The sequence below is a fragment of the Staphylococcus equorum genome, from assembly GCF_029024965.1.
In the GTDB taxonomy this organism is placed as follows: Bacteria; Bacillota; Bacilli; order Staphylococcales; family Staphylococcaceae; genus Staphylococcus; species Staphylococcus equorum.
Genome location: NZ_CP118982.1, coordinates 2,031,998 through 2,056,026, shown reverse-complemented (window position 1 = coordinate 2,056,026; position 24,029 = coordinate 2,031,998). Strand labels below are relative to the sequence as shown.

The 24,029-nt window shown below is 31.1% G+C and carries 31 protein-coding genes and 1 other RNA gene; 28 read left to right on the top strand and 4 right to left on the bottom strand.

The features are described 5' to 3' along the window. Positions 1–138: 138 nt before the first annotated feature. The 7 genes from eno to ssrA all read left to right on the top strand — a co-directional run bounded on the left by eno (position 139) and on the right by ssrA (position 7,090). Positions 139–1,443 carry a surface-displayed alpha-enolase gene (eno, locus tag PYW44_RS09995; protein WP_021339867.1) on the top strand — a complete coding sequence of 435 codons (1,305 nt, stop codon included), beginning with the start codon at positions 139–141 and terminating at the stop codon, positions 1,441–1,443. A gap of 651 nt (positions 1,444–2,094) precedes the next feature. Beyond that, a complete protein-coding gene (locus PYW44_RS09990; protein WP_021339868.1) occupies positions 2,095–2,556 on the top strand; it encodes a hypothetical protein in 462 nt (153 codons plus the stop codon). Positions 2,557–2,624: 68 nt separating this feature from the next. Continuing rightward, positions 2,625–2,858, top strand: coding sequence for a preprotein translocase subunit SecG (secG, locus tag PYW44_RS09985; protein ID WP_002508249.1), 234 nt, complete (start codon positions 2,625–2,627; stop codon positions 2,856–2,858). Positions 2,859–2,976: 118 nt separating this feature from the next. Then, positions 2,977–3,717, top strand: coding sequence for an alpha/beta hydrolase (locus tag PYW44_RS09980; RefSeq protein WP_002508248.1), 741 nt, complete (start codon positions 2,977–2,979; stop codon positions 3,715–3,717). Between the two features lie 39 nt (positions 3,718–3,756). Next, entirely contained in the window at positions 3,757–6,135 is a 2,379-nt protein-coding gene (gene rnr, locus PYW44_RS09975; RefSeq protein WP_021339870.1) for a ribonuclease R, read from the top strand. Between the two features lie 22 nt (positions 6,136–6,157). Continuing rightward, positions 6,158–6,622 carry an SsrA-binding protein SmpB gene (smpB, locus tag PYW44_RS09970; protein ID WP_002508246.1) on the top strand — a complete coding sequence of 155 codons (465 nt, stop codon included), beginning with the start codon at positions 6,158–6,160 and terminating at the stop codon, positions 6,620–6,622. A 106-nt stretch (positions 6,623–6,728) separates the two neighbouring features. Next, positions 6,729–7,090, top strand: a transfer-messenger RNA (tmRNA) gene (gene ssrA, locus PYW44_RS09965). Positions 7,091–7,196: 106 nt separating this feature from the next. On the opposite strand, the gene PYW44_RS09960 is transcribed toward ssrA, so the two are convergent. Genes PYW44_RS09960 through PYW44_RS09950 form a run of 3 tightly spaced genes read right to left on the bottom strand, consistent with a single transcriptional unit; the run spans position 7,197 to position 9,690 of the window. Continuing rightward, the gene (locus PYW44_RS09960) at positions 7,197–7,730 is read right to left on the bottom strand and encodes a hypothetical protein (protein ID WP_115076045.1); all 534 of its coding nucleotides are present in this window, start codon (positions 7,728–7,730) and stop codon (positions 7,197–7,199) included. Between the two features lie 9 nt (positions 7,731–7,739). Beyond that, positions 7,740–8,846 carry a site-specific integrase gene (locus tag PYW44_RS09955; protein ID WP_115076044.1) on the bottom strand — a complete coding sequence of 369 codons (1,107 nt, stop codon included), beginning with the start codon at positions 8,844–8,846 and terminating at the stop codon, positions 7,740–7,742. 10 nt (positions 8,847–8,856) lie between these two features. After that, on the bottom strand, positions 8,857–9,690 hold the full coding sequence (locus tag PYW44_RS09950) for a helix-turn-helix domain-containing protein (protein ID WP_164972025.1): 834 nt from the start codon (positions 9,688–9,690) through the stop codon (positions 8,857–8,859). A gap of 144 nt (positions 9,691–9,834) precedes the next feature. Here PYW44_RS09950 and PYW44_RS09945 point away from each other — a divergent pair, with 144 nt between their 5' ends. The 19 genes from PYW44_RS09945 to PYW44_RS09855 all read left to right on the top strand — a co-directional run bounded on the left by PYW44_RS09945 (position 9,835) and on the right by PYW44_RS09855 (position 21,378). After that, on the top strand, positions 9,835–10,050 hold the full coding sequence (locus PYW44_RS09945) for a helix-turn-helix domain-containing protein (RefSeq protein ID WP_115076042.1): 216 nt from the start codon (positions 9,835–9,837) through the stop codon (positions 10,048–10,050). Positions 10,051–10,062: 12 nt separating this feature from the next. Beyond that, the gene (locus PYW44_RS09940; RefSeq protein WP_115076041.1) at positions 10,063–10,281 is read left to right on the top strand and encodes a helix-turn-helix transcriptional regulator; all 219 of its coding nucleotides are present in this window, start codon (positions 10,063–10,065) and stop codon (positions 10,279–10,281) included. A gap of 69 nt (positions 10,282–10,350) precedes the next feature. After that, entirely contained in the window at positions 10,351–10,596 is a 246-nt protein-coding gene (locus PYW44_RS09935) for a hypothetical protein (RefSeq protein WP_115076040.1), read from the top strand. Positions 10,597–10,609: 13 nt separating this feature from the next. Next, complete coding sequence (locus tag PYW44_RS09930; RefSeq protein ID WP_115076039.1) at positions 10,610–10,939, top strand: hypothetical protein; 330 nt, start codon at positions 10,610–10,612, stop codon at positions 10,937–10,939. A 92-nt stretch (positions 10,940–11,031) separates the two neighbouring features. Further along, on the top strand, positions 11,032–11,919 hold the full coding sequence (locus PYW44_RS09925; protein WP_115076038.1) for a primase alpha helix C-terminal domain-containing protein: 888 nt from the start codon (positions 11,032–11,034) through the stop codon (positions 11,917–11,919). Positions 11,920–11,932: 13 nt separating this feature from the next. Continuing rightward, a complete protein-coding gene (locus tag PYW44_RS09920; RefSeq protein WP_115076037.1) occupies positions 11,933–13,660 on the top strand; it encodes a DUF927 domain-containing protein in 1,728 nt (575 codons plus the stop codon). A gap of 334 nt (positions 13,661–13,994) precedes the next feature. Further along, on the top strand, positions 13,995–14,414 hold the full coding sequence (locus PYW44_RS09915; protein WP_115076036.1) for a hypothetical protein: 420 nt from the start codon (positions 13,995–13,997) through the stop codon (positions 14,412–14,414). 85 nt (positions 14,415–14,499) lie between these two features. After that, a complete protein-coding gene (locus PYW44_RS09910; RefSeq protein WP_236593601.1) occupies positions 14,500–14,700 on the top strand; it encodes a hypothetical protein in 201 nt (66 codons plus the stop codon). Between the two features lie 13 nt (positions 14,701–14,713). Continuing rightward, positions 14,714–15,331 carry a hypothetical protein gene (locus PYW44_RS09905; RefSeq protein ID WP_115076035.1) on the top strand — a complete coding sequence of 206 codons (618 nt, stop codon included), beginning with the start codon at positions 14,714–14,716 and terminating at the stop codon, positions 15,329–15,331. Between the two features lie 15 nt (positions 15,332–15,346). After that, positions 15,347–15,820: a hypothetical protein gene (locus PYW44_RS09900; protein WP_112369595.1), complete on the top strand. Its 474-nt coding sequence runs from the start codon at positions 15,347–15,349 to the stop codon at positions 15,818–15,820. 1,124 nt (positions 15,821–16,944) lie between these two features. Continuing rightward, the gene (locus PYW44_RS09895; protein WP_115076034.1) at positions 16,945–17,457 is read left to right on the top strand and encodes a phage terminase small subunit P27 family; all 513 of its coding nucleotides are present in this window, start codon (positions 16,945–16,947) and stop codon (positions 17,455–17,457) included. A 42-nt stretch (positions 17,458–17,499) separates the two neighbouring features. Further along, complete coding sequence (locus PYW44_RS09890; RefSeq protein WP_115076033.1) at positions 17,500–18,036, top strand: pathogenicity island protein; 537 nt, start codon at positions 17,500–17,502, stop codon at positions 18,034–18,036. Next, positions 18,033–18,359, top strand: coding sequence for a hypothetical protein (locus tag PYW44_RS09885; protein ID WP_233688983.1), 327 nt, complete (start codon positions 18,033–18,035; stop codon positions 18,357–18,359). Before PYW44_RS09890 ends, PYW44_RS09885 begins: the two co-directional genes overlap by 4 nt. Continuing rightward, on the top strand, positions 18,356–18,697 hold the full coding sequence (locus tag PYW44_RS09880; protein ID WP_115076032.1) for a sigma-70 family RNA polymerase sigma factor: 342 nt from the start codon (positions 18,356–18,358) through the stop codon (positions 18,695–18,697). The genes PYW44_RS09885 and PYW44_RS09880 overlap by 4 nt, the downstream gene beginning before the upstream one ends. Before the next feature lie 128 nt (positions 18,698–18,825). Further along, the gene (locus tag PYW44_RS09875; protein WP_115076031.1) at positions 18,826–19,224 is read left to right on the top strand and encodes a hypothetical protein; all 399 of its coding nucleotides are present in this window, start codon (positions 18,826–18,828) and stop codon (positions 19,222–19,224) included. Position 19,225: 1 nt separating this feature from the next. Continuing rightward, entirely contained in the window at positions 19,226–19,630 is a 405-nt protein-coding gene (locus PYW44_RS09870; protein ID WP_115076030.1) for a hypothetical protein, read from the top strand. Beyond that, on the top strand, positions 19,623–20,390 hold the full coding sequence (locus PYW44_RS09865; protein WP_115076029.1) for a hypothetical protein: 768 nt from the start codon (positions 19,623–19,625) through the stop codon (positions 20,388–20,390). Before PYW44_RS09870 ends, PYW44_RS09865 begins: the two co-directional genes overlap by 8 nt. Before the next feature lie 198 nt (positions 20,391–20,588). Next, positions 20,589–20,873 (top strand): hypothetical protein, encoded by a 285-nt coding sequence (locus PYW44_RS09860; protein WP_115076028.1) that lies wholly within the window; start codon positions 20,589–20,591, stop codon positions 20,871–20,873. Positions 20,874–20,967: 94 nt separating this feature from the next. Next, on the top strand, positions 20,968–21,378 hold the full coding sequence (locus PYW44_RS09855) for a YolD-like family protein (protein ID WP_115076027.1): 411 nt from the start codon (positions 20,968–20,970) through the stop codon (positions 21,376–21,378). Positions 21,379–21,425: 47 nt separating this feature from the next. Here PYW44_RS09855 and PYW44_RS09850 read toward each other — a convergent pair whose 3' ends face one another. Next, entirely contained in the window at positions 21,426–22,046 is a 621-nt protein-coding gene (locus PYW44_RS09850) for a midas domain-containing protein (RefSeq protein WP_115076026.1), read from the bottom strand. A gap of 377 nt (positions 22,047–22,423) precedes the next feature. Here PYW44_RS09850 and PYW44_RS09845 point away from each other — a divergent pair, with 377 nt between their 5' ends. After that, positions 22,424–23,599: an AIPR family protein gene (locus PYW44_RS09845; protein WP_115076025.1), complete on the top strand. Its 1,176-nt coding sequence runs from the start codon at positions 22,424–22,426 to the stop codon at positions 23,597–23,599. 12 nt (positions 23,600–23,611) lie between these two features. After that, entirely contained in the window at positions 23,612–23,833 is a 222-nt protein-coding gene (locus tag PYW44_RS09840) for a helix-turn-helix domain-containing protein (RefSeq protein ID WP_115076024.1), read from the top strand. Positions 23,834–24,029 lie beyond the last annotated feature (196 nt).

Genomic DNA, 24,029 nt, shown 5'->3' with positions numbered 1-24,029 from the left:
GTTTCTTATTCTGATAATTTGTAGCATCTATAAACAACACAAGAGAATTAAATTACTTTGTATTTATAGTATTTAAAGCTATAATGAAGATGAAATTTAATATTTCTAAACTACTTATTTATAAAGGAGATTATAAACATGCCAATTATTACAGATGTTTACGCTCGCGAAGTCTTAGACTCACGCGGTAACCCAACAGTTGAAGTAGAAGTATTAACTGAGAGTGGCGCTTTTGGTCGCGCATTAGTTCCATCAGGTGCCTCTACTGGTGAACACGAAGCAGTAGAATTACGTGACGGTGATAAAGACCGTTACTTAGGTAAAGGTGTTATTAAAGCAGTTGAAAATGTAAACGAAATTATTGCACCAGAGTTAGTTGAAGGTGAATTTTCAGTTCTAGAACAAGTATCTATCGACAAAATGATGATCCAATTAGATGGTACTGAAAACAAAGGTAAATTAGGTGCTAACGCTATTCTTGGTGTATCACTAGCAGTAGCTCGTGCAGCAGCTGATTTATTAGGCCAACCACTTTACAAATATTTAGGTGGATTCAACGGTACACAATTACCAGTACCAATGATGAACATTGTTAATGGTGGTTCTCACTCTGATGCACCAATCGCATTCCAAGAGTTCATGGTATTACCAGTTGGAGCAGAAACATTTAAAGAATCATTACGTTGGGGCGCAGAAATTTTCCACAACTTAAAATCAATCCTTAAAAACCGTGGTTTAGAAACATCAGTTGGTGACGAAGGTGGATTCGCTCCTAAATTCGAAGGCACTGAAGACGCAGTAGAAACTATTTTAGAAGCAATTAAAGCAGTTGGTTTAGAACCAGGTAAAGATGTATTTTTAGGCTTTGACTGTGCATCTTCTGAGTTCTTTGAAGATGGCGTTTATAACTACGCTAAATTCGAAGGCGAAAATGGTAAAAAACGTAATGCTGAAGAACAAGTTGACTTCTTAGAAGAATTAGTTAACAAATATCCAATCATCTCTATTGAAGACGGTATGGACGAAAACGACTGGGACGGTTGGAAAGTATTAACTGAACGTATCGGTGATCGTGTACAATTAGTAGGTGACGATTTATTCGTTACAAACACTGTTAAATTAGAAGAAGGTATCGAAAAAGGTATCGGTAACTCAATTCTAATTAAAGTTAACCAAATCGGTACTTTAACTGAAACATTTGAAGCTATTGAAATGGCTCAAAAAGCTGGTTACACAGCAGTTATTTCTCACCGTTCAGGTGAAACAGAAGATACTTCAATTTCTGATATCGCTGTTGCAACAAATGCTGGTCAAATCAAAACAGGTTCATTATCAAGAACAGACCGTATTGCTAAATACAACCAATTATTACGTATTGAAGATGAATTATACGAAACTGCTAAGTTTGACGGACTTAAATCTTTCTATAACTTATCTAAATAATACCGCTTAAAAATTAAAGAGTTCACGCGCTAACACGCAAGTCATTTATGGCTTGCGTGTTTTTTAAAGAAGACCTTACCACTTTAGTGGTTAGGTCTTCTTATGCAATAGCTTTAGCTATTGTAATCCTCAGGTGTTCACTTTAGTGGTTAGGTCTTCTTATGCAATAGCTTTAGCTATTGTAATCCTCAGGTGTTCACTTTAGTGGTTAGGTCTTCTTATGCAATAGCTTTAGCTATTGTAATCCTCAGGTGTTCACTTTAGTGGTTAGGTCTTCTTATGCAATAGCTTTAGCTATTGTAATCCTCAGGTGTTCACTTTAGTGGTTAGGTCTTCTTATGCAATAGCTTTAGCTATTGTAATCCTTAGGTGTCCACTTTAGTGGTTAGGTCTTCTTATGCAATAACTTTAGCTATTGTAATCCTCCAGAAGTCCACTTGAGTGGTGCGAAGTTAATGAATACGTCTACTTAAATAGAAGTATGAAGGTAGATGAAATGCTAAACGAACAAGATTTATAGTACTACCTTACAATATGGCTATATAAATTATGTCACATAATTTATATAGTAAGACTTTCTTAAATTGTTCATCTTTCACTATGAAACTGATATAATTAAAGATGTAAATCATAGAAGGAGCCTTAATTTATATGGATGTAAAACCTAAATCAAAAGAAACAAAAACGGCTCATCTGATTGCTTATAGTTCATTAATCATCGCTATTCTTTATGCAATACATTTATTTGTTGTTTTAGATGATAGTGTAATTAAACAATTACTTTTAAATAGTGAACAAAAGCCATCGGAAAATGCTGTTGGAACAATTAAAAATAGTTTTCAATTTACAGGCGTAATGTACATATTTGCTAACTTAGCAGGTATCATCGCCATCTGGAATAGACATACTTATTTATGGTGGTTTATGTTTGCTGTATTCATCTCACAAATCTTGTATAATGTAGTTAATATCGGTCCGGTATATGGAGCAATATTAGATGTTAAAGCAGGAATTAATTTAATTCCATTAACGGTTGTATTGATTATGTCATTTGTATTAGCGATTTATATGTTAGCTGTTTCTATTAAACGTAAGAGTACGTTCAATAGATAGTAGTTTGCTAAAGAAGACGAACGTGTGGTATAATGCGATTCGTATATAATGAATGGAGGACAATTTTCATGCATACAGTAGTAATGATTATTTTAGTTTTAGTATGTATTGCATTAGTAACTGTTGTATTACTCCAAGAAGGTAAAAGTAATGGACTATCAGGTGCGATAAGTGGTGGCGCCGAACAGTTATTTGGTAAACAAAAGCAACGCGGTGTCGATTTATTCTTGCATAGATTAACAATTATATTGTCTGTCATTTTCTTCTTGTTAATGTTAGGCATAAGTTATTTTGGTTTATAAGGTCCGACAATGTTAAAGTCGGGCTTTTTTATTTATAATAGATATGTTGTACGCTAAAAAGAAATTTATAAAAATTAATTAACTCGAAATCAAGCATAAGCGAAAGGGTTGAATCACGATGCAAATCAAACTTCCAAAGCCATTCTTTTTTGAAGAAGGCAACCGAGCTGTGTTATTATTACATGGTTTCACTGGGAATTCATCAGATGTAAGACAATTAGGCCGATTCTTACAGAAAAAAGGGTACACATCTTATGCGCCTCACTATGAGGGACATGCTGCACCCCCTGAAGAAATATTAAAATCCAGTCCTTTTGTATGGTTTAAAGAAGCATTAGACGGTTACGACTTTTTAGTCGAAAAAGGATACGATGAAATTGTAGTCGCTGGTTTGTCACTTGGTGGCTGCTATGCATTAAAATTAAGCTTAAACAGAGATGTAAAGGGTATTATAACTATGTGTTCACCTATGTACATTAAGACAGAAGGGTCTATGTTTGATGGTGTGCTAGAATATGCCCGCAATTTTAAAAAGTATGAAGGTAAAGATGAAACCACAATTAATAAAGAAATGGACGTTTTTCAACCTTCAGAAACTTTAAAAGAGCTTCAAGGACAAATCCAAGATGTAAGAGATCATGTGGACGAAGTAATGGATCCATTATTGGTCGTTCAAGCAGAACAAGACCAAATGATCAATACAGATTCTGCAAACATTATATACAATGAGAGCGAATCTGATGAGAAAGATATTAAATGGTATGCGAATTCCGGACATGTCATTACAATTGATAAGGAAAAAGAATTAGTATTTGAAGATGTATACCAATTTTTAGAATCATTAGATTGGTCTGAATAAAAATTATAGAATTATTTAAAAAAAGAAAGGAGGGGCATAATGAATTTAAAACCAGCCATTGAAGAAATTATTAAACAACCAGATTATGAACCCATGTCTGTATCTGATTTTCAAGACGCATTAGGTTTAAATAGTGCCGACTCATTTAGAGACTTAATTAAGGTGCTTGTTGAATTAGAACAAACAGGTTTAATTCAACGTACAAAAACAGATAGATATCAACGCAAGGAATCTAACAAATCCCAACAATCAAAATTGGTGAAGGGTAAACTAAGCCAGAATAAAAAAGGCTTTGCATTCTTACGTCCAGAAGAAGGTGAAATGGATGATATCTTTATTCCACCTACAAAAATTAATAGAGCCATGGACGGTGACACGGTCCTAGTAGAAGTACAAAATTCAAAAGGTGAACATAAAGGTAAGCTAGAAGGCGAAGTGAAATCGATAGAAACGCATTCAGTCACACAAGTGGTTGGTACGTTTAGCGAAGCACGCCATTTCGGTTTTGTATTACCAGATGATAAACGTATTATGCAAGACATCTTTATCGCCAAAGGACATAACTTAGGCGCTGTAGACGGCCATAAAGTACTTGTACAGATCACGAAGTACGCAGATGGTACAAACAATCCAGAAGGACAAGTTTCGGCTATATTAGGCCATAAAAACGATCCAGGGGTAGATATATTATCAATCATCTATCAACATGGCATTGAAATTGAATTTCCAGACAATGTTTTAGCAGAAGCTGAAGCCGTGCCGGATGAAATTGAACCATCACAAATTGAAGGCCGTCGCGATTTACGTGATGAACTTACAATTACAATTGATGGCGCGGACGCAAAAGATTTAGATGATGCAATTGGTATTAAAAAGCTAAGCAATGGTCATACGCAATTAACAGTCAGTATCGCTGACGTTAGTTATTATGTCACTGAAGGATCAGCCTTAGATGAAGAAGCATATAGTCGAGCTACAAGTGTCTATTTAGTTGACCGTGTGATCCCTATGATTCCACACCGCTTAAGTAACGGTATTTGTTCTTTAAATCCAGACGTTGATCGCTTAACATTGAGCTGTCGCATGGAATTTAATGAACGTGGAGAAGTCGTTAAGCATGAGATTTTTGATAGTGTGATACATTCAAATTATCGTATGACATATGATGAAGTGAATGAAATCATTACAGATCAAAATGCAGACACACGTGAAAAATTTAGTGAAGTTACGCCAATGTTAGACTTAGCACAAGATTTATCACAACGTTTAGTTAACATGAGAAGACGTCGTGGTGAAATCGACTTCGATATTAGTGAAGCAAAAGTAATCGTTAATGAAGAAGGTATCCCAACAGATGTAGAATTAAGAAAACGTGGTGAAGGAGAACGCTTAATCGAGTCATTTATGCTTGCAGCAAATGAAACGATAGCAGAACACTTCGATCACTTAGAAGTACCATTCATATATCGTGTTCACGAACAACCAAAATCAGAACGTTTACGCAAGTTCTTTGATTTTATTACGAATTTTGGACTAATGATTCAAGGTACAGGAGAAGAAATCCATCCTTCAACATTACAAAAGATTCAACAAGAAGTTGAAGGCCAACCAGAACAAATGGTTATCTCAACAATGATGTTACGTTCAATGCAACAAGCACGTTATGATGATGTAAATTTAGGACACTTTGGCTTATCAGCTGAATACTATACACATTTCACATCACCAATACGTAGATATCCTGATTTAATCGTACATAGATTAATACGTAAATATATTGTAGAACAATCTATGAACAATAAAGAGAAGTCAAAATGGGAAGCACTGTTACCAGAAATTGCTGATCATACATCTCAAAGAGAACGTAGAGCGATTGAAGCAGAACGTGATACAGATGAACTTAAAAAATCAGAATATATGGTACAACATGTTGGCGAAGAATTCGAAGGTATTATAAGTTCAGTTGCTAATTTTGGTATGTTTGTTGAATTACCAAATACGATTGAAGGCATGGTACACGTTTCGAATATGACAGACGATTTTTACCATTTCGATGAACGCCAAATGGCAATGATTGGTGAACGTCAGGCTAAAGTGTTCCGTATAGGCGACCCAGTTCAAATTAAAGTCATCAACGTGGACGTAGATGAGCGCATGATCGATTTCCAAATCGTTGGTATGCCATTACCTAAAAATGAACGCAGTCAAAGACCTTCACGTGGTAAGACAATCCAAGCGAATCCTCGTGGCAAATCATCAGATAAATCTAAAGGTGATAGCAAGGATAAAACGAAACACAAACAACGCAGAGGTAAAAATCAGCGTAACAACGATAAATCAAATAGTGGTAATACAAAACACAAACCATTTTATAAAGATAAAAATGTGAAAAATAAAGCACGTAAGAAGAAAAAATAACTCAACAAAGAGGTGAAACTCAATGCCAAAGAAAAAATCACCAGGAACACTAGCTGAAAATCGTAAAGCCAGACATGATTACGTCATTGAAGATACGATTGAAGCGGGCATTGTGTTACAAGGGACTGAGATTAAGTCAATTCGTCGTGGCAGTGCCAATCTTAAAGATAGTTATGCGCAAGTTAATCGCGGTGAAATGTATCTTAATAATATGCATATTGCCCCATACGAAGAAGGCAATCGCTTTAACCATGATCCTCGCCGTTCACGTAAACTTTTATTGCACAAACGTCAAATTGAAAAATTAGGTGAGCGTACGAGAGAAGTAGGTTATTCGATTGTGCCATTGAAACTCTATTTAAAACATGGACACTGTAAAGTATTGCTAGGTGTTGCACGTGGTAAGAAAAATTACGATAAGCGACAAGCATTGAAAGATAAAGCAGTAAAACGTGATATGGATAGAGCAATGAAAGACCGTTATTAAGCGGATATATTGCCAAAGACCCTGATCTTTGGTAATATAATATGTGCTTTCTAAAAAGCTGAGCGATAAGCGTGAAGTGGACAGGAAGTGCATTTTATACTATTTAGGGGGCGTTTTTGGATTCGACAGGGGTACCATGAGCAGGTTAAGCGTGTCGGAGGGTTGTCTCCGTCACTAACACACACAGTTATAATAACTGGCAAAGAAAACAATAATTTCGCAGTAGCTGCGTAATAGCACTCTGCATCGCCTAACGGCATCTCCTATGTGCCGTTAACCGCGATTCAACCTTTAGTAGGATACGCTAGGCACTGCCGTTTGAAGTCTGCCTAGAAGAGATTAATCAAACTAGCATAATGATGGCCGTCTATCACTTACCATTATGCGAAACTCAATGATAGACTACACACGTAGAAAGATCTGTATCAGGACCTCTGGACGCGGGTTCGAATCCCGCCGTCTCCACTATATAGCTCTCAACCATTGCGGTTGAGGGCTTTTTATTTTTGGGTACACAGAAAGTGCACAGATAATGCACAGCAAATAAAAAAACACTCCCTGAATTAAGGAAGCGTTAAAATTTACTTGTTATTTCAATAGCGCCATTATATATTCTCGGTGTATCATAAAATTCATACCATAGAGGATGTTTATTTTGTCGAGAAGGATGTGGAAATTCTAATATTTCATTACTTAAATTCATTTGATTTATACCTTTAATTGCTTTGTCACCAAAACAAATTAAAGTTATATTGACGTTATAATAAATACTTTGAAAAAAATTCATAGCTTGTAATTCACTAAAATTCACTAGGTAGACGCCTTTATTTGCTAAATTGGTAATTTGAGAAGTTACATTTGAATTGAGATTTACGAAGTTATTTTTATCAACTTTAATTTTGTTAATTAATCCTAAAATTCTTGTATAGGAAGTTATAGTATTATAGTTAATTTTATAATTGCTTTTTTTGGCAACAGGTATAAATGCAATATCTTCAAAACAAATGTTTTCTTCTATCTTCGCAGTTATTATTTGATACTTCATGTTTTCGTAATTATCATTATTAAAAGGCTCTTGACCAATTAACAAACATTTTATATTATTCATCTATTCACCTCATAAATATTTTATTATTTCTTTTTGTGTACTAGGGTACAAATGCCCGTAGCGTGATGTAACTTCTTCTGTAGATGAATGTCCTAATCGTTGCGCAATTATCATTGGACTAGCACCATGATTGACTAACATAGATGCGTGAGAATGCCTTAGTTCGTGTATTACAATACGTGGGAATGTTTCACCATCAGGTAAAGAATCATCTAATGCTTTTAATGTGCTGGTAAACCATCTATCGATAGTTGATTCACTATAAGCTTTAAAGAATGTACCAAACAATACATAGTTTTCTTTATATATGTTATTCTCTTTATACCAAATTAAATATTTCTGTAAGTCATCCATCATGTGAGTAGGCATGTATATATCACGTATGGCTGCTTTCGTTTTAGGGGCTGTCACTTCACCATGATAGTCCGTTTTGTTTATATGAATGTAATCTTCATCAAAGTTGATATTTTCCCATTTTAAAGCTCTACATTCCCCTTTACGCATGCCTCCAAAGAAAAGCAATTTGAAGAACAATTTCTGTTGTATTGTAGGTAACATATCATAGAATTGATTAAATTGCTCTAACGTCCAATAATTTAAACGTTTTTGTGTTTCAATTTCAAAGTTACCTACTAACGAGCCAACATTACGCCCTAGATCATGATACTTCATGGCATGATTCAATATAGATACTAAAAATACATGCATCTTTTTTAAATAATCAGGGGAATGTCCTTCTTTTAATTTCTGTGTTTGAAACTTCATAATCATTTTAGTATCAATATTAAATACGTCCATTGATTTAAAGAAAGGTAACAAATGATTGTTAGCATGAGTTTTTAATGCTTTCACACTTGATGATTTTCTTCTAGCTGAATACCAATCAATATATTCCTCTACCAGTTTATCAAATGGTAACTGATTAATTTTACCTATTCCTTCAATTTCATCCATTATTTCATTACATTTTTTAACTGCTTCCTTACGTTGTTTAAACCCTTTACGAGTTATATATTGGCGTGTATTTGTCTTATCATAGTATGTGATACGGAAGTAATATGTACCACGTTTAGCATCTTTATGGATGTTGTGGGATAGTTTTAAGTCATGCTGCATGGTGTTTCACCTACTTTTGTTCTGATAAATACTTCTTTAATTCATTAATAGTAGTTATTCTTACAAGACGTTGTAACTTTATAGCATCTTGGTCTTCTATAGCTTTGTTTATTTCTTCGTAATATTCTTTTGCGTTAAATATTTCTCTTTCTTTATTGATAACAGCTAATTTACTAATTAATTCATTTTTATCATTAATACGATTATTTAATAAATCAAAAATTAAAGTGTATTCCATTGAGTCAATATTTAATTCATCAATATCAATTTTGTTTTTTAAAGCTTTTTTCATTAATAACAAATTGCTTTGAAAATTACGCACTTGAAATAACAAATTATTTTTATCTTCATCATCAAGTTCTAATGGTTTACTAAAAGGTGTCCCATTATCATCAATAAAAAATTCATCATCTTCGTAACCTAAATAGACTCTAAAATCCTCTTGTTCTAATAACCATAATATGTTCATGTATGGCTTATCTAAAAACACAACAGAATTATCATGCTTATTCACACGATATTTCATGCCTGATAAGACCTCTCCATTGAATTTGTTTGTTTCTTGAAAATTTGCACTCATTTCATTTAAATAGTCTCTGTATTCTTCTTTACTGTTTTTAGTATCATAACCAGAAGCTTCCAATAAAGAACTATAAATATTTTGTTCATCATCTGGATCAAAAACATATGCAATTTTCATTAAAGTTTTTTTAGTCGGTTTTTCAACTTTACCACTTTCTATAGTAGATATATAAGAACGTGAAATATCAACTTTATTTGCTAATTCTTGTTTATTAAGTCCTCTTGATTCCCTCAAATTTTTAAGTAAATCCTTTAATATCAAGGTTTTCACTCCTTTAATAGTAGTTAATATAAATTTTAACACAACTTACGCTTGCACCGTTAGTAAAAGTAGTGTATATTTAGGTTAAGTTAGTTACGTAACTTACGTGATTAACGTAAATATATTGACGTGGTGGTGAAAAAAATGAGTATTGCTATTAAAAGAATGGCGTTTAAATTTTCAATAGTCAAAAAAGGGTGGAACGTTAAACAATTAGCTGAACAAGTACCTATGGATTACGTTTATTTAAATAAAATCATTAATGGTAAAGCAAATCCTTCTGATTTAATGGCTATAAAAATTTCGAATGCGCTTGAAGTTGATGTATCAGAAATATTTGAAATAAAAGAAAAAGTATAAGGAGGGAACAAAATGACAAACTTAGCATATCCAATGTTGTACATCACACGTAAAGAACATGGACACACACAGAAAGCAATCGCAAAGAGACTTAGCATTTCTCCACAACGTTACCAAATTAAGGAAAGTGGTAAAGGTTCGTTCACTTTACCAGAAGCTAAAATTTTATCTGAATTGTATGGAATGAGTATTGATGAACTTTTCAGTAATTCAATCAAAGTAGGATCATAGTAGTTAAAGTTGGTTTGGAAGATAAAAAAATTAAACGTAAATATAAACAATTAATGGAGGAGAAATAACATGGAAAACACAAACGTAAGCAAAGGTAAATTATTAGTAGATGCAACACATCATGCAGGAATGGGAAAAGCATTCAGACAAACAGTAGATTTAATTGTAGAGAAGATGGATAACATCACTGATAAAGATAGTAATGAGTACAACGTGTTAAACGAATTACTAAATGATATATGGTATAGACACAGTGAAGTTGAAAATTTAGAAGCAGAAGCTAATGAAAAGTTAGATCAATTAATAAAATCATAGGGAGGTTATTTGGATGACAAATACAGAGTATATTGAATTGCAAATTAAAGCGATGATAGATGAAGTAACTGAAACAGAATTAGATATGAAGATTAACGGATTGATTAATCTAGTATGTGACAGACTTGAAAGTCATGAATCATATAGAAAAATGCTTATAAGAGATGGCAAGATATTTGAATCTGAAATTGTAAGAGAAAGTATTCAAGATGTCTATAATATACACGCAATTTTAAAAAGTATCAGAACTGATATTAAAGCAATGGTAAGTGACGTGGAGTATTTATATGGGCAAACAAAAAACGCATTATCTCAAGCCGACCAAAGCGAAGATAACGCGTAGAAATTTTAATAAAAAACAAGCATAGAATGGCTTATTTATATATTTAATTATACCATTTCACGCCTTGTTTTAACAGCAGGAGGGCAAAAATAATGGGTTTTGAACAAATCAAATTACAGCATGATATTCGATTAAATATTATAGAGTACAAAAATTTATCTTCCTATTCGTTTGTTCAAACTAATGATGTGATGTGGTCGGAATGGCTTAATAGATTGCAAACACCAATGAACCACAATGAAAAATACCAACGTGGGTTGGTAGTTTATGGTGATGTTAAAGATGTTGAACAAGATGGGAAACTAATACAAAAATATCGCAATGATGAAAATATTATAAATAGAAATACACTAGCACTTGATTATGATGATATTGAAGATTTCAAAGGATTGTACAGTGCTATCTGTAAACAGTTAGAAGGCTTTTGTTGGGCATTCCACACAACTTATAACCACACTACAGAAAAACCACGTATTCGCCTTATGGTGCCTTTAAATAATCCTGTGAGATCAGATGATTATAGAAAGTATACACAATCATTGGCGAAGAAAATAGGCTATAAGATTGATGAAGGTAGCTATCAACCATCAAGAGCAATGGCGTTACCAGTAAGACCAGATAAGGATATACCATATATTTTTAAATATAATGATGCACCAGCAATAACAAATGATGATTTAGTTGAGTTATCGAAAAATCTAGAAAATACGCAAAAAGATAAATCAATTACCATCAACTACTCAAGTCATTTGAAAAAACGTGATTCAACTTATTGGCGTGATCTTGCGTTTGGTGTAAGTGAAGGTGGGCGTAATCAAGCGCTAGCATCAATTAGTGGTTACTTATTGCGTAGGTATGTAGACGTAAACCTTGTATATGGTCTAGTGATAGCATGGGGGAAATCTTGTAACCCACCTATGGACGATGGAGAAATAAACAAAACATTTAACTCGATACTCAAAAAGCATATGAACAACTAGAGGGGGACGGGATATGACAGTAGAGGAAATGGAAGTAACTAAAGAAGATGTATTTGAAACTATGAATAGTCTTGAAAAATTTCAAGAAATCAATAAAGATAAACCAACTATTCCAGAACCTTATTTAATCAAAGGAAAATGGTTATATTTGGAAAAAGAGAAAAAGAATAACAAAGGTGAAGTTATAGATATAGCACATATTTATATTACTAGCACGCCACCTTATGTTACTGAAAGATACAAAAATATTGAATCTGGTGAATTTTATTATGAACTTGAATTTGAAGATTCAAAACGTAAATATAAATTACCAGTGTTAGCTCGAGATATTACTCAAAGTAAATATTTAGTAGAACTTGCTAGTAAAGGGTTAGAAGTTACTCAAAATGAAGCAGCTAATCTTGTTCAATATCTTAGTTTTTACAGACGTTTTAATAAGATACCAGATTACGATGTAGCTACTCGATTAGGCAATATAAATGGCCATTTCATTTCACCTTACGATGAAGATATGCAAGATAATCAATACAAAATATTTAATGCTGATAAGGGGTATCAAGCGTTGATTGATGCATTTGAAACAAAAGGTAGTATTGATGATTATATAAATGGTGTATTTGAGCCTATTAAAGACAATCCAATGGTAATGATGATGTTCTATAGCTCACTAGCTTCTGTATTGCTCAAAGATTTTGACGTAGATCCATTTGTAAGTGAGATTTCAGGGCGTACTTCAAGTGGTAAAACATTCACTTTAAAGATATGTGCAAGCATATGGGGAAGTCGTAAATTAGTTACTGAATGGAATGCCACAAATGTAAGTGTTGAACGTATGGCTTCATTTTTAAATTCATTTCCTTTAATTAAAGATGATACCCGTAAGGCAGACAATCCATTTAGAATACCAAGTATTGTATATCAATTTTCTGGTGGGCAATCTAAAGGTCGTGGCAATTCAGACCGTTCTATTGATTATTTGGAACCGTGGAACAATATCATGCTTTCAAGTGGTGAAGTTGCTATACCAGATATAGCACCTGATAAGGCAGGTGTTGCTGGTCGTGTAATTACTTTACAAGATGACCCATTCCCTAACACAGATAAAACTGAATTTGGCGATATAGCTAAAACAATGGAAAATAATCATGGTTTATTAGGTAAGTTATTCATCAATCAATATCGTACTGACAAAGACAAATATAAAGCATCATTTGAAGGTGCTGTTAAATATTTCATGAAACAGGCTAACGGTAATGAAGTGATGGATCGTATCGCACGTAGTTTTGCACTATTACAAATCACAGGTGAGATATTAAATGATATTGAAGGCTTTGAGCATGACCCATATATTAATGTGAATAAAGCACATACAAGTATGATGAAGAACAATAAAAATATTGATAAACCAAAACAATTATTAGAAGAATTACTTGAAAAGTTAAATGCTAACCGTGGACGTATCGCTTACAATAAGCACTATTATCATGACAATGCAGAACTTATGGCAATTTATAGGGCTGATTTTGTTCTTATTATGACCCCAACCATAAAAGAAATGCTAGGTGCTGAATTTAATTCCACTGTTAAACAATGGGATGAAAGAGGATACCTTGAAACGAATAATTATGGCAAGCAAAAAAATATAAGATTTAATGGAGAACAACAAAAAGGATATGCCATCAAAACTGAAATCATTAAGGAATTAGGATTTGACTTTAAGAAAGAGCAACAAAGTTACTAGTTGTTACTACCTAGTTACTACTTATTTATCAAAAGTAATAACAGCTATAAACCTTGATATTACAGTGTTTATAACTGATTTTAATATAAATGTTACTACTGTTACTACTTTCAAAATAAGAGGTTAAATATAAAGTGATATAAATGTGTGTGTGTTTCTTATAATAGTAGCCCCTTAAAAAAAGTAGTAACACTAGTAACAGTAGTAACATGTGCGCTGTAACCCTTGATATGACAGTTTTTATGTAATATAAGAAAGTAGTAACTTTAACAAAAAAGTAGTAACCAAGTAGTAACATTTTAAAGTAAACGGATAAAAAAAGGAGATTAAGAAAATGAGATACCTATACAACAGTGGCAATAGATATGGAACAGTAAGAACTAATAACAATGCACATCGTGTGATTACAGAATATCCACGTGAAGTATTTTATTTTAACGATGAAGAATTACAGCAGTATATGAGTGATAATAATTTAGGATTTAATGCAATTGATTTTAATGATATGACAATGGAACAACTTGAAACAGTATTGATGTGGTGCAAACAGTTAGAACCTATTAAGACAGTCAACGAAAACTATTCCAGTTATAACTTAAAGCATATGTTTGAACGTGAGCCTTATGGCTTTTATATATCAAACAGTAACATGAAAGAGGCGATGGCATTAGCAGGATTTAAGCCTAAAAGTGCTGATGATCTAAATTGGTTTTATCCAATAAGTGAATGTAGTATCAAACAATTACAAAAGTAATATAGTTACTAGGAATCATAGAGTTACAACATTTTGGTAGATATTAAAGATATTTTATATCTATTTAATTAAAGGAGATATGCACATGTGGTATAGGGATGTGGCGAATCAAATTGTTGCTAGATTACCAACTAATATAAGTAATGTGTCAGAGAGTTATTTAGATACTGTAATCAAGCGATATGTAACTAGGCGTGAAGATATTGAAGAAGTGAAACAATGTATTAATGAAATGAAAAGCAGCAAGCAAATTAAAACGTATAAAGATTTTATAAATAAAAAATAAGGGAGTTTTTTAAATGACTAAAGTAAATGAAAAATCAATCGAAGTATTTAATAAGGTAATTGAACCAAAGGTAGAGAATAAAAAACACGTGGCTTTAGAAAAAAGCAAAGTCACTGACAAATTAAAAGAATTTGATTTTAAGATGTCACATTATCGAAATGAAAATGATTACGCTATGATTGCGTCACTTAAAAAAGAACAAGGAAAACTTGAAGATGAAATTGTAGCATTACATGAGCAAAGTGAAGATGACAATCATAAATTATTAGATGAAGATATAAAAGCATTTAATGTTGGGTATGATAAAGAGATTAAAGAATTAAAAGATAATAACAGTAAACTAATACAAGAATTCAATGAAAAATTACAAGAAGCATATGATGTATATGAGAAGATTGCAGCTAATAAAGTTGAAGCCATTCGTAGAGCATCAAGACGCAATTATATGAATACTGCTATTAACAATCCAGAGCAATGGAGATTGAGTCTACAGCGTAATACAAGTTTAGTTGATGATCCATTTAGAACGAATACAGACCCAACTACATTAGCCAATAGTTTTAAGGAAAAATTATTTAATGTAAATGGTCGTGCTGATTCAGAATACAATAACGGAAATCATAAATGGTAAGAGGGGGAATATAAAATGAGTTACACAGTATTAAGTCCAATAAAACAAGATTATGCTTTAGGCTTTGATGAAAAGAAAAACACTATTATTTTAAAACCATTATATTCAAATACACAAGTTGGGATTGCTACCGTTGATGGTGTGGCTAGTTCGGATATTAATTATAAAAAAGGTTCTTTAACTAGAAGGGTATTTAAAAACTTTAAAGATACTGATGGTATCAATATTGTGATAAACAACAATGAGGAATCATTTGTTGCTAACAGTAAAGATTCAGGCGTACTTACTGTTATTAAAGAAGAATTCATTGGCTTTGGTATTCAAGTTGATAGGGTTCAAGATAAAGGTGAGGGATTGCAAGAATTAATCGATATAGCTAAGAATAATAAATCGGTATCAGTACAATGTTACGCTAGTAAATTGGGTATGGATAATACAACTATTGGCAATATTGATAAGATTGATTTAGTGTCTATTAATACAAAATAAATAACTTATAAAATACTATTGTTATAATATATTTTATGTAGTATAATGTAAGTAGGTAGGAATCTACCTTGAATGCTTTATAAAACATTCACTAATTCTTCTGGTATCAGTTGTTTAAACGCTTGTTCTTGAAAGTTGTATATTTTCCTTGTACGCCATCATCACTTGTTCTGCTCTTATACTTGTGGTGGTGGCTGTTTTAATATCAAGGTTTATTGTAAAGGAAATATCATTGGTTAATTCTAGTATTAAGCAATCACATCTAACATGTGATTAGATCATGATTAACATATTGATAATGAACATTGATTCAGAAGAGAATAATAATAAGTTGTTGTGATGTTAAGTTAAGAAGTATTTAAGATAGATAATGATTGAAGTTGTATTGAACATTAACAAAGATATTAGTTCAATGATGATAAAGATTAAGTTGTTACATCAACAATGATATTAAGATAAGTAAATGATTAGATCATAATAAATTCTTTTATATTATTAATAGAAGATTGATTAACGAAATAACTTTGATGAACAAACTTAAAAGATAAATGATTACAAAATGTTTTTGTTCATTCATTTGAAATTAAATATTAAATAAATTATTAAAATAAAAATAAATATTCAATATGAACATGAATACAATAAGTATCTTCATACTTGTTCATAGGTTGAATGCTTAATAGTGATAAGAGGTTAATAGCAAATAGATTACTAATACAATGGTTATAAATTATCCAATTATAATGATGTGTTTTAAGGATAAAAACATTTATAGATAAAGTTAAATTACTTACCTAAATAAAGTTATAAAATGAAATAAATATGAAACTAAAGCATTTAAAAATAGACTTCATAGAAGGCATTTAGAACTTGTTTTAGAGCATATAACAACACTGTGATTAAAAGCTATATAAATAATAAATGCACGTCATAATCGTGCAGCTATTACCATCTAAGCATTACTAATATAAAAAGCCAGGGGTCTGTTAGGCGCCCATGTATTTTAAAAAGATTTGTAATCGCTCGATACTTAATCTTAACCGAATGTTGAAAATGAAAGTTGAAAATGTGTAAAGAATATTCGCTTTACATAATAGAAAATATAGAAAAAAGGGGGAGTTTTAATGGCTCAAAGAAAGTTATTGTCACAACAAAAGAGTAGATTAACTACAGAAGTTCAGGAATCGAAACAAGCTACAGAAGAAGCATTGCAGCAATTAACAAAACTATCACCAGAACCTCCTGAATGGCTAGATGATACGGCTACAAAAGAATGGCATAGGATATTTCCATTACTACAAGAATTGCCTGTAGCTAGTTTAGATTTAGCATTAGTTTCTGCTTATTGTACAGCCTATTCAGATTACATCAATGCAACTATACGTATGAAAAATGAAGACGCAATTATCGTTACTGAACGTGGCACAAAGCTTAATCAGAATCATGCTATAAAAAGAGATTCGTTATCGCAATTAAATAGCATTGCGCCTAAGTTAGGGTTAACTGTAGAATCACGATTAAAAATTTTGGAACCTAAAGCACCAAAAACACAAGATGATGCATTGGCTGAAATGCTTGCTAGTAAAGGTAGAAATAAAACGGTGTATGACATATTCGGTGTAGATGATGATGACTAATAAATAAATTTGTTCCATTAAAAAGTATCTAGGAGGGCTACTATGATATTAAAACGTTGTAAATCAGTTTTGTGGTATTACGAAGAAAAGAAAATTACTGAATATGAATTGTTAACGCATTATAACCCACAATTCATTAATAGTAAGATACGAGCTATACAGGAACAAATCGATGCAATGTACCACTTAAATACATCTCATATGAGTTGTGATGATGTGATGGGCGTGATTTCTATTTCATATCCGTTAGAGAAGTTAGTTTTATGGATTATAGATCAAAAAGAAGAATTGAATCGTTTTAAAAATAGTAGTACTAAGAAGCTAAATTTACTAAAGAAAATCATCCATAATTACACACCAAAAGAGCAGCAAGAAGTGATGAGATACTTCAAATCTAATGGCAGTAACAAGCCAATTAAGACGATTGATAAGTTACAGGAAGATTTATATAAAGTACATCATCATAAGCGTATAGAGCGTAATAAGCAGCATGAAAAAGAGAGTGAAGTCATTTATAAAAACTTTGTAGTAGAAGTCAAAAAATCATTAAATAACGAACATGAGGAGTTGGTTGTGTGATTAGAAGTTTAAATGATGTAGATTATCCTATATTAGAACGCTACATGCGTAATTATCATAGTATGGTAGATACTTATAAGAATAAACCTAGTGATATGGACGACCTAAAATATATGAATCTAGAATCGATTGTAAAAGGTGTTACTCAAGTTTATAACGATAGTGATGTGAAATTACAGCAGATTATTAAGCTCACATGGTGGGATGATAAGAAGTACACAGATGAAGTTATAGCCGATGTGATGGGCGTTAGTAAGTTAACGTTAAGACATGCTAGAGAAGTTATATTAAAACGTGTTGCAAAGGCAGTAGATTATGTATGAGGTATGATAAAGCAACAGTGAAAGAGTTTATATTGAACTACCACAAAACAATAAATAATAGTAATGCATATAATGAAGATATTGATATAGATGATTTCTTTAATGTGAATGATCAAGCAGAAACTAACGATTTAGATAATAATAATGTTGAAGAAAGTATATTTTATAACGAATTAGAAGCTGTTATAGAAAGAGTAGCGACTGAAAAAGAACACAATTTATTTTTATTGATATGTAATGGTGTGAGCTTTGAAAAGGCTGGAAATATATTTGGCATCAAAGAAGCAAGAGCTAAACAGATGTTGAATAGATTGTTGGATAAGTTATATAATAAATAAAAACATATAGTTGCTGTTTTAGAACATATGAATGTATAATAGAAGCAAGGAAAATTATATGCTGGAATGTGAGAAAGTATATTTCGTTTTATAAACTTAATAAACGATTTAGCTTGGGAGGGAAATGTATGAACAATATTATAGATTTTTATGAATTACGAAATACTGATAATTCATTTTATAATGGTAAGTTAAGTGACTTCTTGAGTTTATCAGAATCAATTTTAATTGATTTAACAAAGACTAGTTCAAATATTAATGAAGAAATTGCATGGATAAAAGATAATTTTCAAAATAAAATATTCTCTATAACTTTGCATATGGAAAATAATTTGTTTGGTAGTATTATGGAAACAGCAAATAAAGAATTGAAATTAATTAGTAAGATAAATGATGATTTAGATAAATCAACGGATTATATTGAATTATTGATTGACCTTGAAAGACAATTTAGAAGGTTAACAGATAATGAAATTGAAAGTAATATAGATATATTAAGCAGTAATTTAGAAAGAGTTGCAATTTAAAATGGAAACAAATTTTCATGTAGTTTTAGAACAATATGAGATTGAAGCAATAAATTTTGTGAAGAAGAAACAATGGGATGAAGACTTGAAAAATCTTGAACCAAAATATAAAGTTTTAGTTTCAAAAAATGATAATGCGAAAAAAGAAGGGATATTAATCCTTACTTTACAAAATGATTATTTCAATTTGAAATTAATAGTAAAAGGATTGTTTAGAAATGAACGAGGGAATAATATTGAGAATGATTTACTTAGTAGCTTAATATTACCATTATTACTTCCTTTTACCAGATCAGTTGTTCATAATTATTTAAGAGATGCAGGATTTTATAATCAAATGTTGCCAACAATCGATGTTCCTCGCAGTATTGATTCAATGAAAATAAAAGAGGATCAAGATGATTAAAGCTATTCCTTCAAATTTAGGAGATAATAAACCGTGTTATCAAAATGTAAAAAATATTTCTAAAATTTTGCACGATATCCTTAAAAAGGACTATCATCAATATTTGAATTTAGTACAAAGTTTAAAATCTTTCAATAAAAATTTACGAAATCATGCCAAAATTAATTCAAATGAGGAACAAGATTTTTTTGAATATTATGGTGCTTTAATTAAGGAAATGAAGGAATACAATAAGAATAATGCCTTTCCTATTAATGAATATACAAAACGTATTATTAACAATATTAGTATTATTATAAGTGAATTGAAGAATATTTCTAAAGATGAATATAAATATATAAGAGGGTTACTAACAGAAGCAATCGCTTGTTCTCTTAGGTACGATGTGTCAAAACAAAACTCTCAAAATTTTTTGTGGGATGCTCAATTTGAAGAAAATGATGTAACAATTGTATGTAATGTTGAGAATTTCAAATCAAAAACTGTAGATATTTATTTTAGAAAGCAAGAGTTCATAGAATTGTGTGAATGCAAAACTACTCCTTATAATATAGGTGAAAATAAATCACAACTCGAATTATTGTTAATGCTAAAAGACAAATATCTAAATTATGATCAATCTGTTGATTTGAAGTTATTTATTTTAGAGAATATTAATACTCCAAGAATCCATAGAGAATTAAAGTCATTAGTAACAGATAGAAATATAACTATTGAAGATTTTGATAAGATAGAACAAAAAATTTTTGATGAACAATAACTGGAAAAGATAAGCCTCTCGTTAACCACTCTTCGGAGTGGTTATTTTAAATTTAGAGAAACGACGAAAATAAAGAAATGTATAATAGTTATAGGGTAAACACATAAGTGCTTGTCTTATTTTTTGTGAAAAAAGCGTTACAAAACAAAAGAAATAATATATAATTTTATTAACTTAAAAAGTGAAGGAGCAAAGTAATTGGAATTGTTAGCATTTATTATTTTACTTGGTTGTGGATTTTATATTTATAAAAATATATATTACATTTTGTCTAGACTTATAGGTGATTTTCTTCATTCAAATAAGATTTCCAGAACAGAAGATGGTAATGATTTTATAGGTATGGTTGCTACTCTAATACTTACTTTCTTAGCAGTTGTATTTATACTTATACTTAGCTATAAAATTTTTAGAGGTTTTTATTTAATACCAGTGATAGCTTTATGTTTATATTTTAAATTTGGTACAAACACAAATGAATAATACAAATATATCTTAACTTCCTATATTTTTAGGAAGTATTTTTTTATTTACATATACGAACAAATGTTCTATTGTATTTATGAGGTGATTATTTATGATAGCTATAAATGAAGATTTACCAGAGCCATATAGATATGAAACGGACTATCGAAAGATACCGAGAGAGTATCTAAATTCCAATATTACAAAAGGTATAGGGTCAGTTAAGTGGCAGCCATTCGCTTCAATTCCCGAACAGTATGAGCAAATAGCACAGTACATGGAGGACCAGAATAAGATAGATAAACGTATACTTAGTGACGATCAATTACAGAAATTAAATGAAACGTTAGTTTTTAAAATGTTTAATGACCCACACATTAATGTAAGACACTTTAGTAACGGCTATATTAAATCAAAAGAGGGCATTATTCACAAAGTAGACCCATACACACAGACACTACGTTTATATGAAAATAAAGGGTTACTTAAATTAGATTTAAAAGATATTGTGGAGATAAAATAAAAGGGGCGTAGTTAAACGCCCATTTAAAAATATATTAAATAGAATTATCAATCATATAATTCAAGATAACTATCGGTGAACTCTTCTGATGAGATTTCACCATTGTCTCTTTGTTGTTGTAATTCTGCTGCTTTATTCTGGATTTCATCATACTCTTCACGAGAATATCCCTGATTTTCCATCTCTTCATAGTTTGCTTCTTCTTGATCTTTTTGTTGTTCAGGCGTTAAACAACCACCAACTGTACAATATGAACCATCATCTTTATATTCACCAAACATAGCGTCACCAGCAGGTACATTTGATTGCTCGTTATTGCTTCCTTGTGAGTTTTGTTGCTCATCCTGAGCAGGTGCTTGCTCTACTGATTGAACAGGTTGCTGTTCTTCGGTATTTACTTGTTCTTGTGTTTTTTCAACATTTTGCGTTTGTTGTTCTGTATTTTCTTGTTGTGATTCGTCTTGTAGCGTGCTAACAGCATTAGATGAACCTTCTTTATCTGATTCTTCTTTTTTATCGTCATTTGAGTTATTGTTTTCATCTTTCTTTTTATCATCTTTTGACGATAACTTTGTTTCTTTCTTATCTTCTGATTTACTTTCTTCTTTGTTACCACATGCCCCTAATACTAGAAAACTCGCTAATAATAAAAATAAAACTTTTTTCATTTATACATCTCCCTTAAAAAATAAATTATTAACTTAATTGTACTATACATAAAAAATAAAGGTGATAACAAAAAGTTATGGTTAATATAAAAATTTAAGAATTTGTTTATATTTAATGATAATATGGACATAATTATAGAACGTCAAACGAACAACTATACGTAAATTGATTTCTCGATGCAGCACAGAGTGAATGTCAGAGCAATGTCAGAGCATGGTTTTTAATTCAAACGTCATATATAGTATCAAACTTCAAAATAATATACCACATACTAAATAACGTTATTGCGTTAATTTGTTATTTGTGTTAGATTATATTTAAGCTTTACTACTTGAATAAGTGTATAAGCAAAATTATTTACTAAAGGAGTAATAATATGGAAAAAATTATTAAAGTACCAAATGTACAAAATTTTAGAAAATTAGAAGACCCAAATGGGAGATCAAATAAGGATAAGTATGTATGTTATGTTAACGTTCATGATATTCCGCATAATATTCCTATGGGAACAAACCCGAGAGATCAAAAATTAACAACAAACATAGCCAAAGGTATAAAAGAGTCTTTATTAACAAATGATATGAATTTCCATTTGAAAAATAGAGGTATGGTTATGTCAGCTCAAAGTGTAAAATATAATAATAAGACAGACGAGTTAACTATACGATTTGAAGATGAAGAGGCACATGGAAATATTGATGGTGGCCACACATATAAAATAATTCAAGAAAACATATATAACCCGATTTTTCACGATGAAGATAGCAGTAATAAAATTACTAATAGTAAACAATATGTATTTTGGGAAATTATGGTTGATGTTGAAGACATGATCGAAGATTTAGCAGAGGCAAGAAATAGATCAGCCCAAGTTGATGATAAATCATTAGCAGAGTTACAAAATCATTTTGATCCAATTAAGGATGCAATTGGAGGTATGACTTTTTATAATAGAATTGCCTTTAAGCAAAATCAACAAAATGGACCTGGAATTAAAATGATAGATGCAAGAGAAGTAGTTGCTATTTTATCAATGTTTGATATTGATAAATATAAAAGTACTCATCCAAAGCAAGCTTATTCTAGTAAAAAAGTAATGCTCGATAAATACTTGGATGATCCTGAACATTTTGAAAAGCTTTCAAATATTGCTATTGATATTTTTGATTTATATGACTACATTGAGACTGACTTTCCATATGCTTATAATGAAACAGGTGGAAAATATGGTAATTTTAATTTTGCTGCAAATGATAATGATAAGATAATAAAAAATGCTAAATTTAGTGAGAATGGAATGAAATACGCTGTACCAGATGGAATTGTGTATCCAATAGTAGCTGCATTTAGGGCATTAGTTGTGGAAAATAAAGATACAGGAAAATTTGAATGGACAAAAGATCCTATTGAATTTTATCAAAACAATAGATGCATCTTATCAGAAAAAGCAATGGGGGTTGTAAAATCTTTAAGAGGGAATCCCAATGCTGCTGGTAAAGAGTCATCCTTGTGGGATATATTATATATGACTGTTGTTTTAGAATCTAAATAAAGAGGTTTAAATATGGAAGTAGAACTAAAAATGAAATTAAAAGATTTGTTAAGTGAGAAAAAAATGACTCAAAAAGGTCTTGCAGAAATAACAAAAATAAGAGAATCTACTATAAGTGATATTATTAGAGGTAATAGAACTGTACTAAATTTTAACCATATATCTAGAATTGCAAGTGCATTAGAAATTGAGGATATTCGTGAACTAATGGAGTTTATAGTAATAGAAAAATAATACTGGACAGAATTATTTATAAGTGCACAAATTTATGTTGTTTTTGCAATTTTAACATTTTACACTGACTTAGTAATGCAATTTTAACATTGATATGACAATGCTTATAGCGATTTTTAAATGTATACATAATCGCTTTAATCAACTCCCGCCGTCTCCATATCAAAAGGCTTAGCCATTGTGGCTAAGCCTTTTT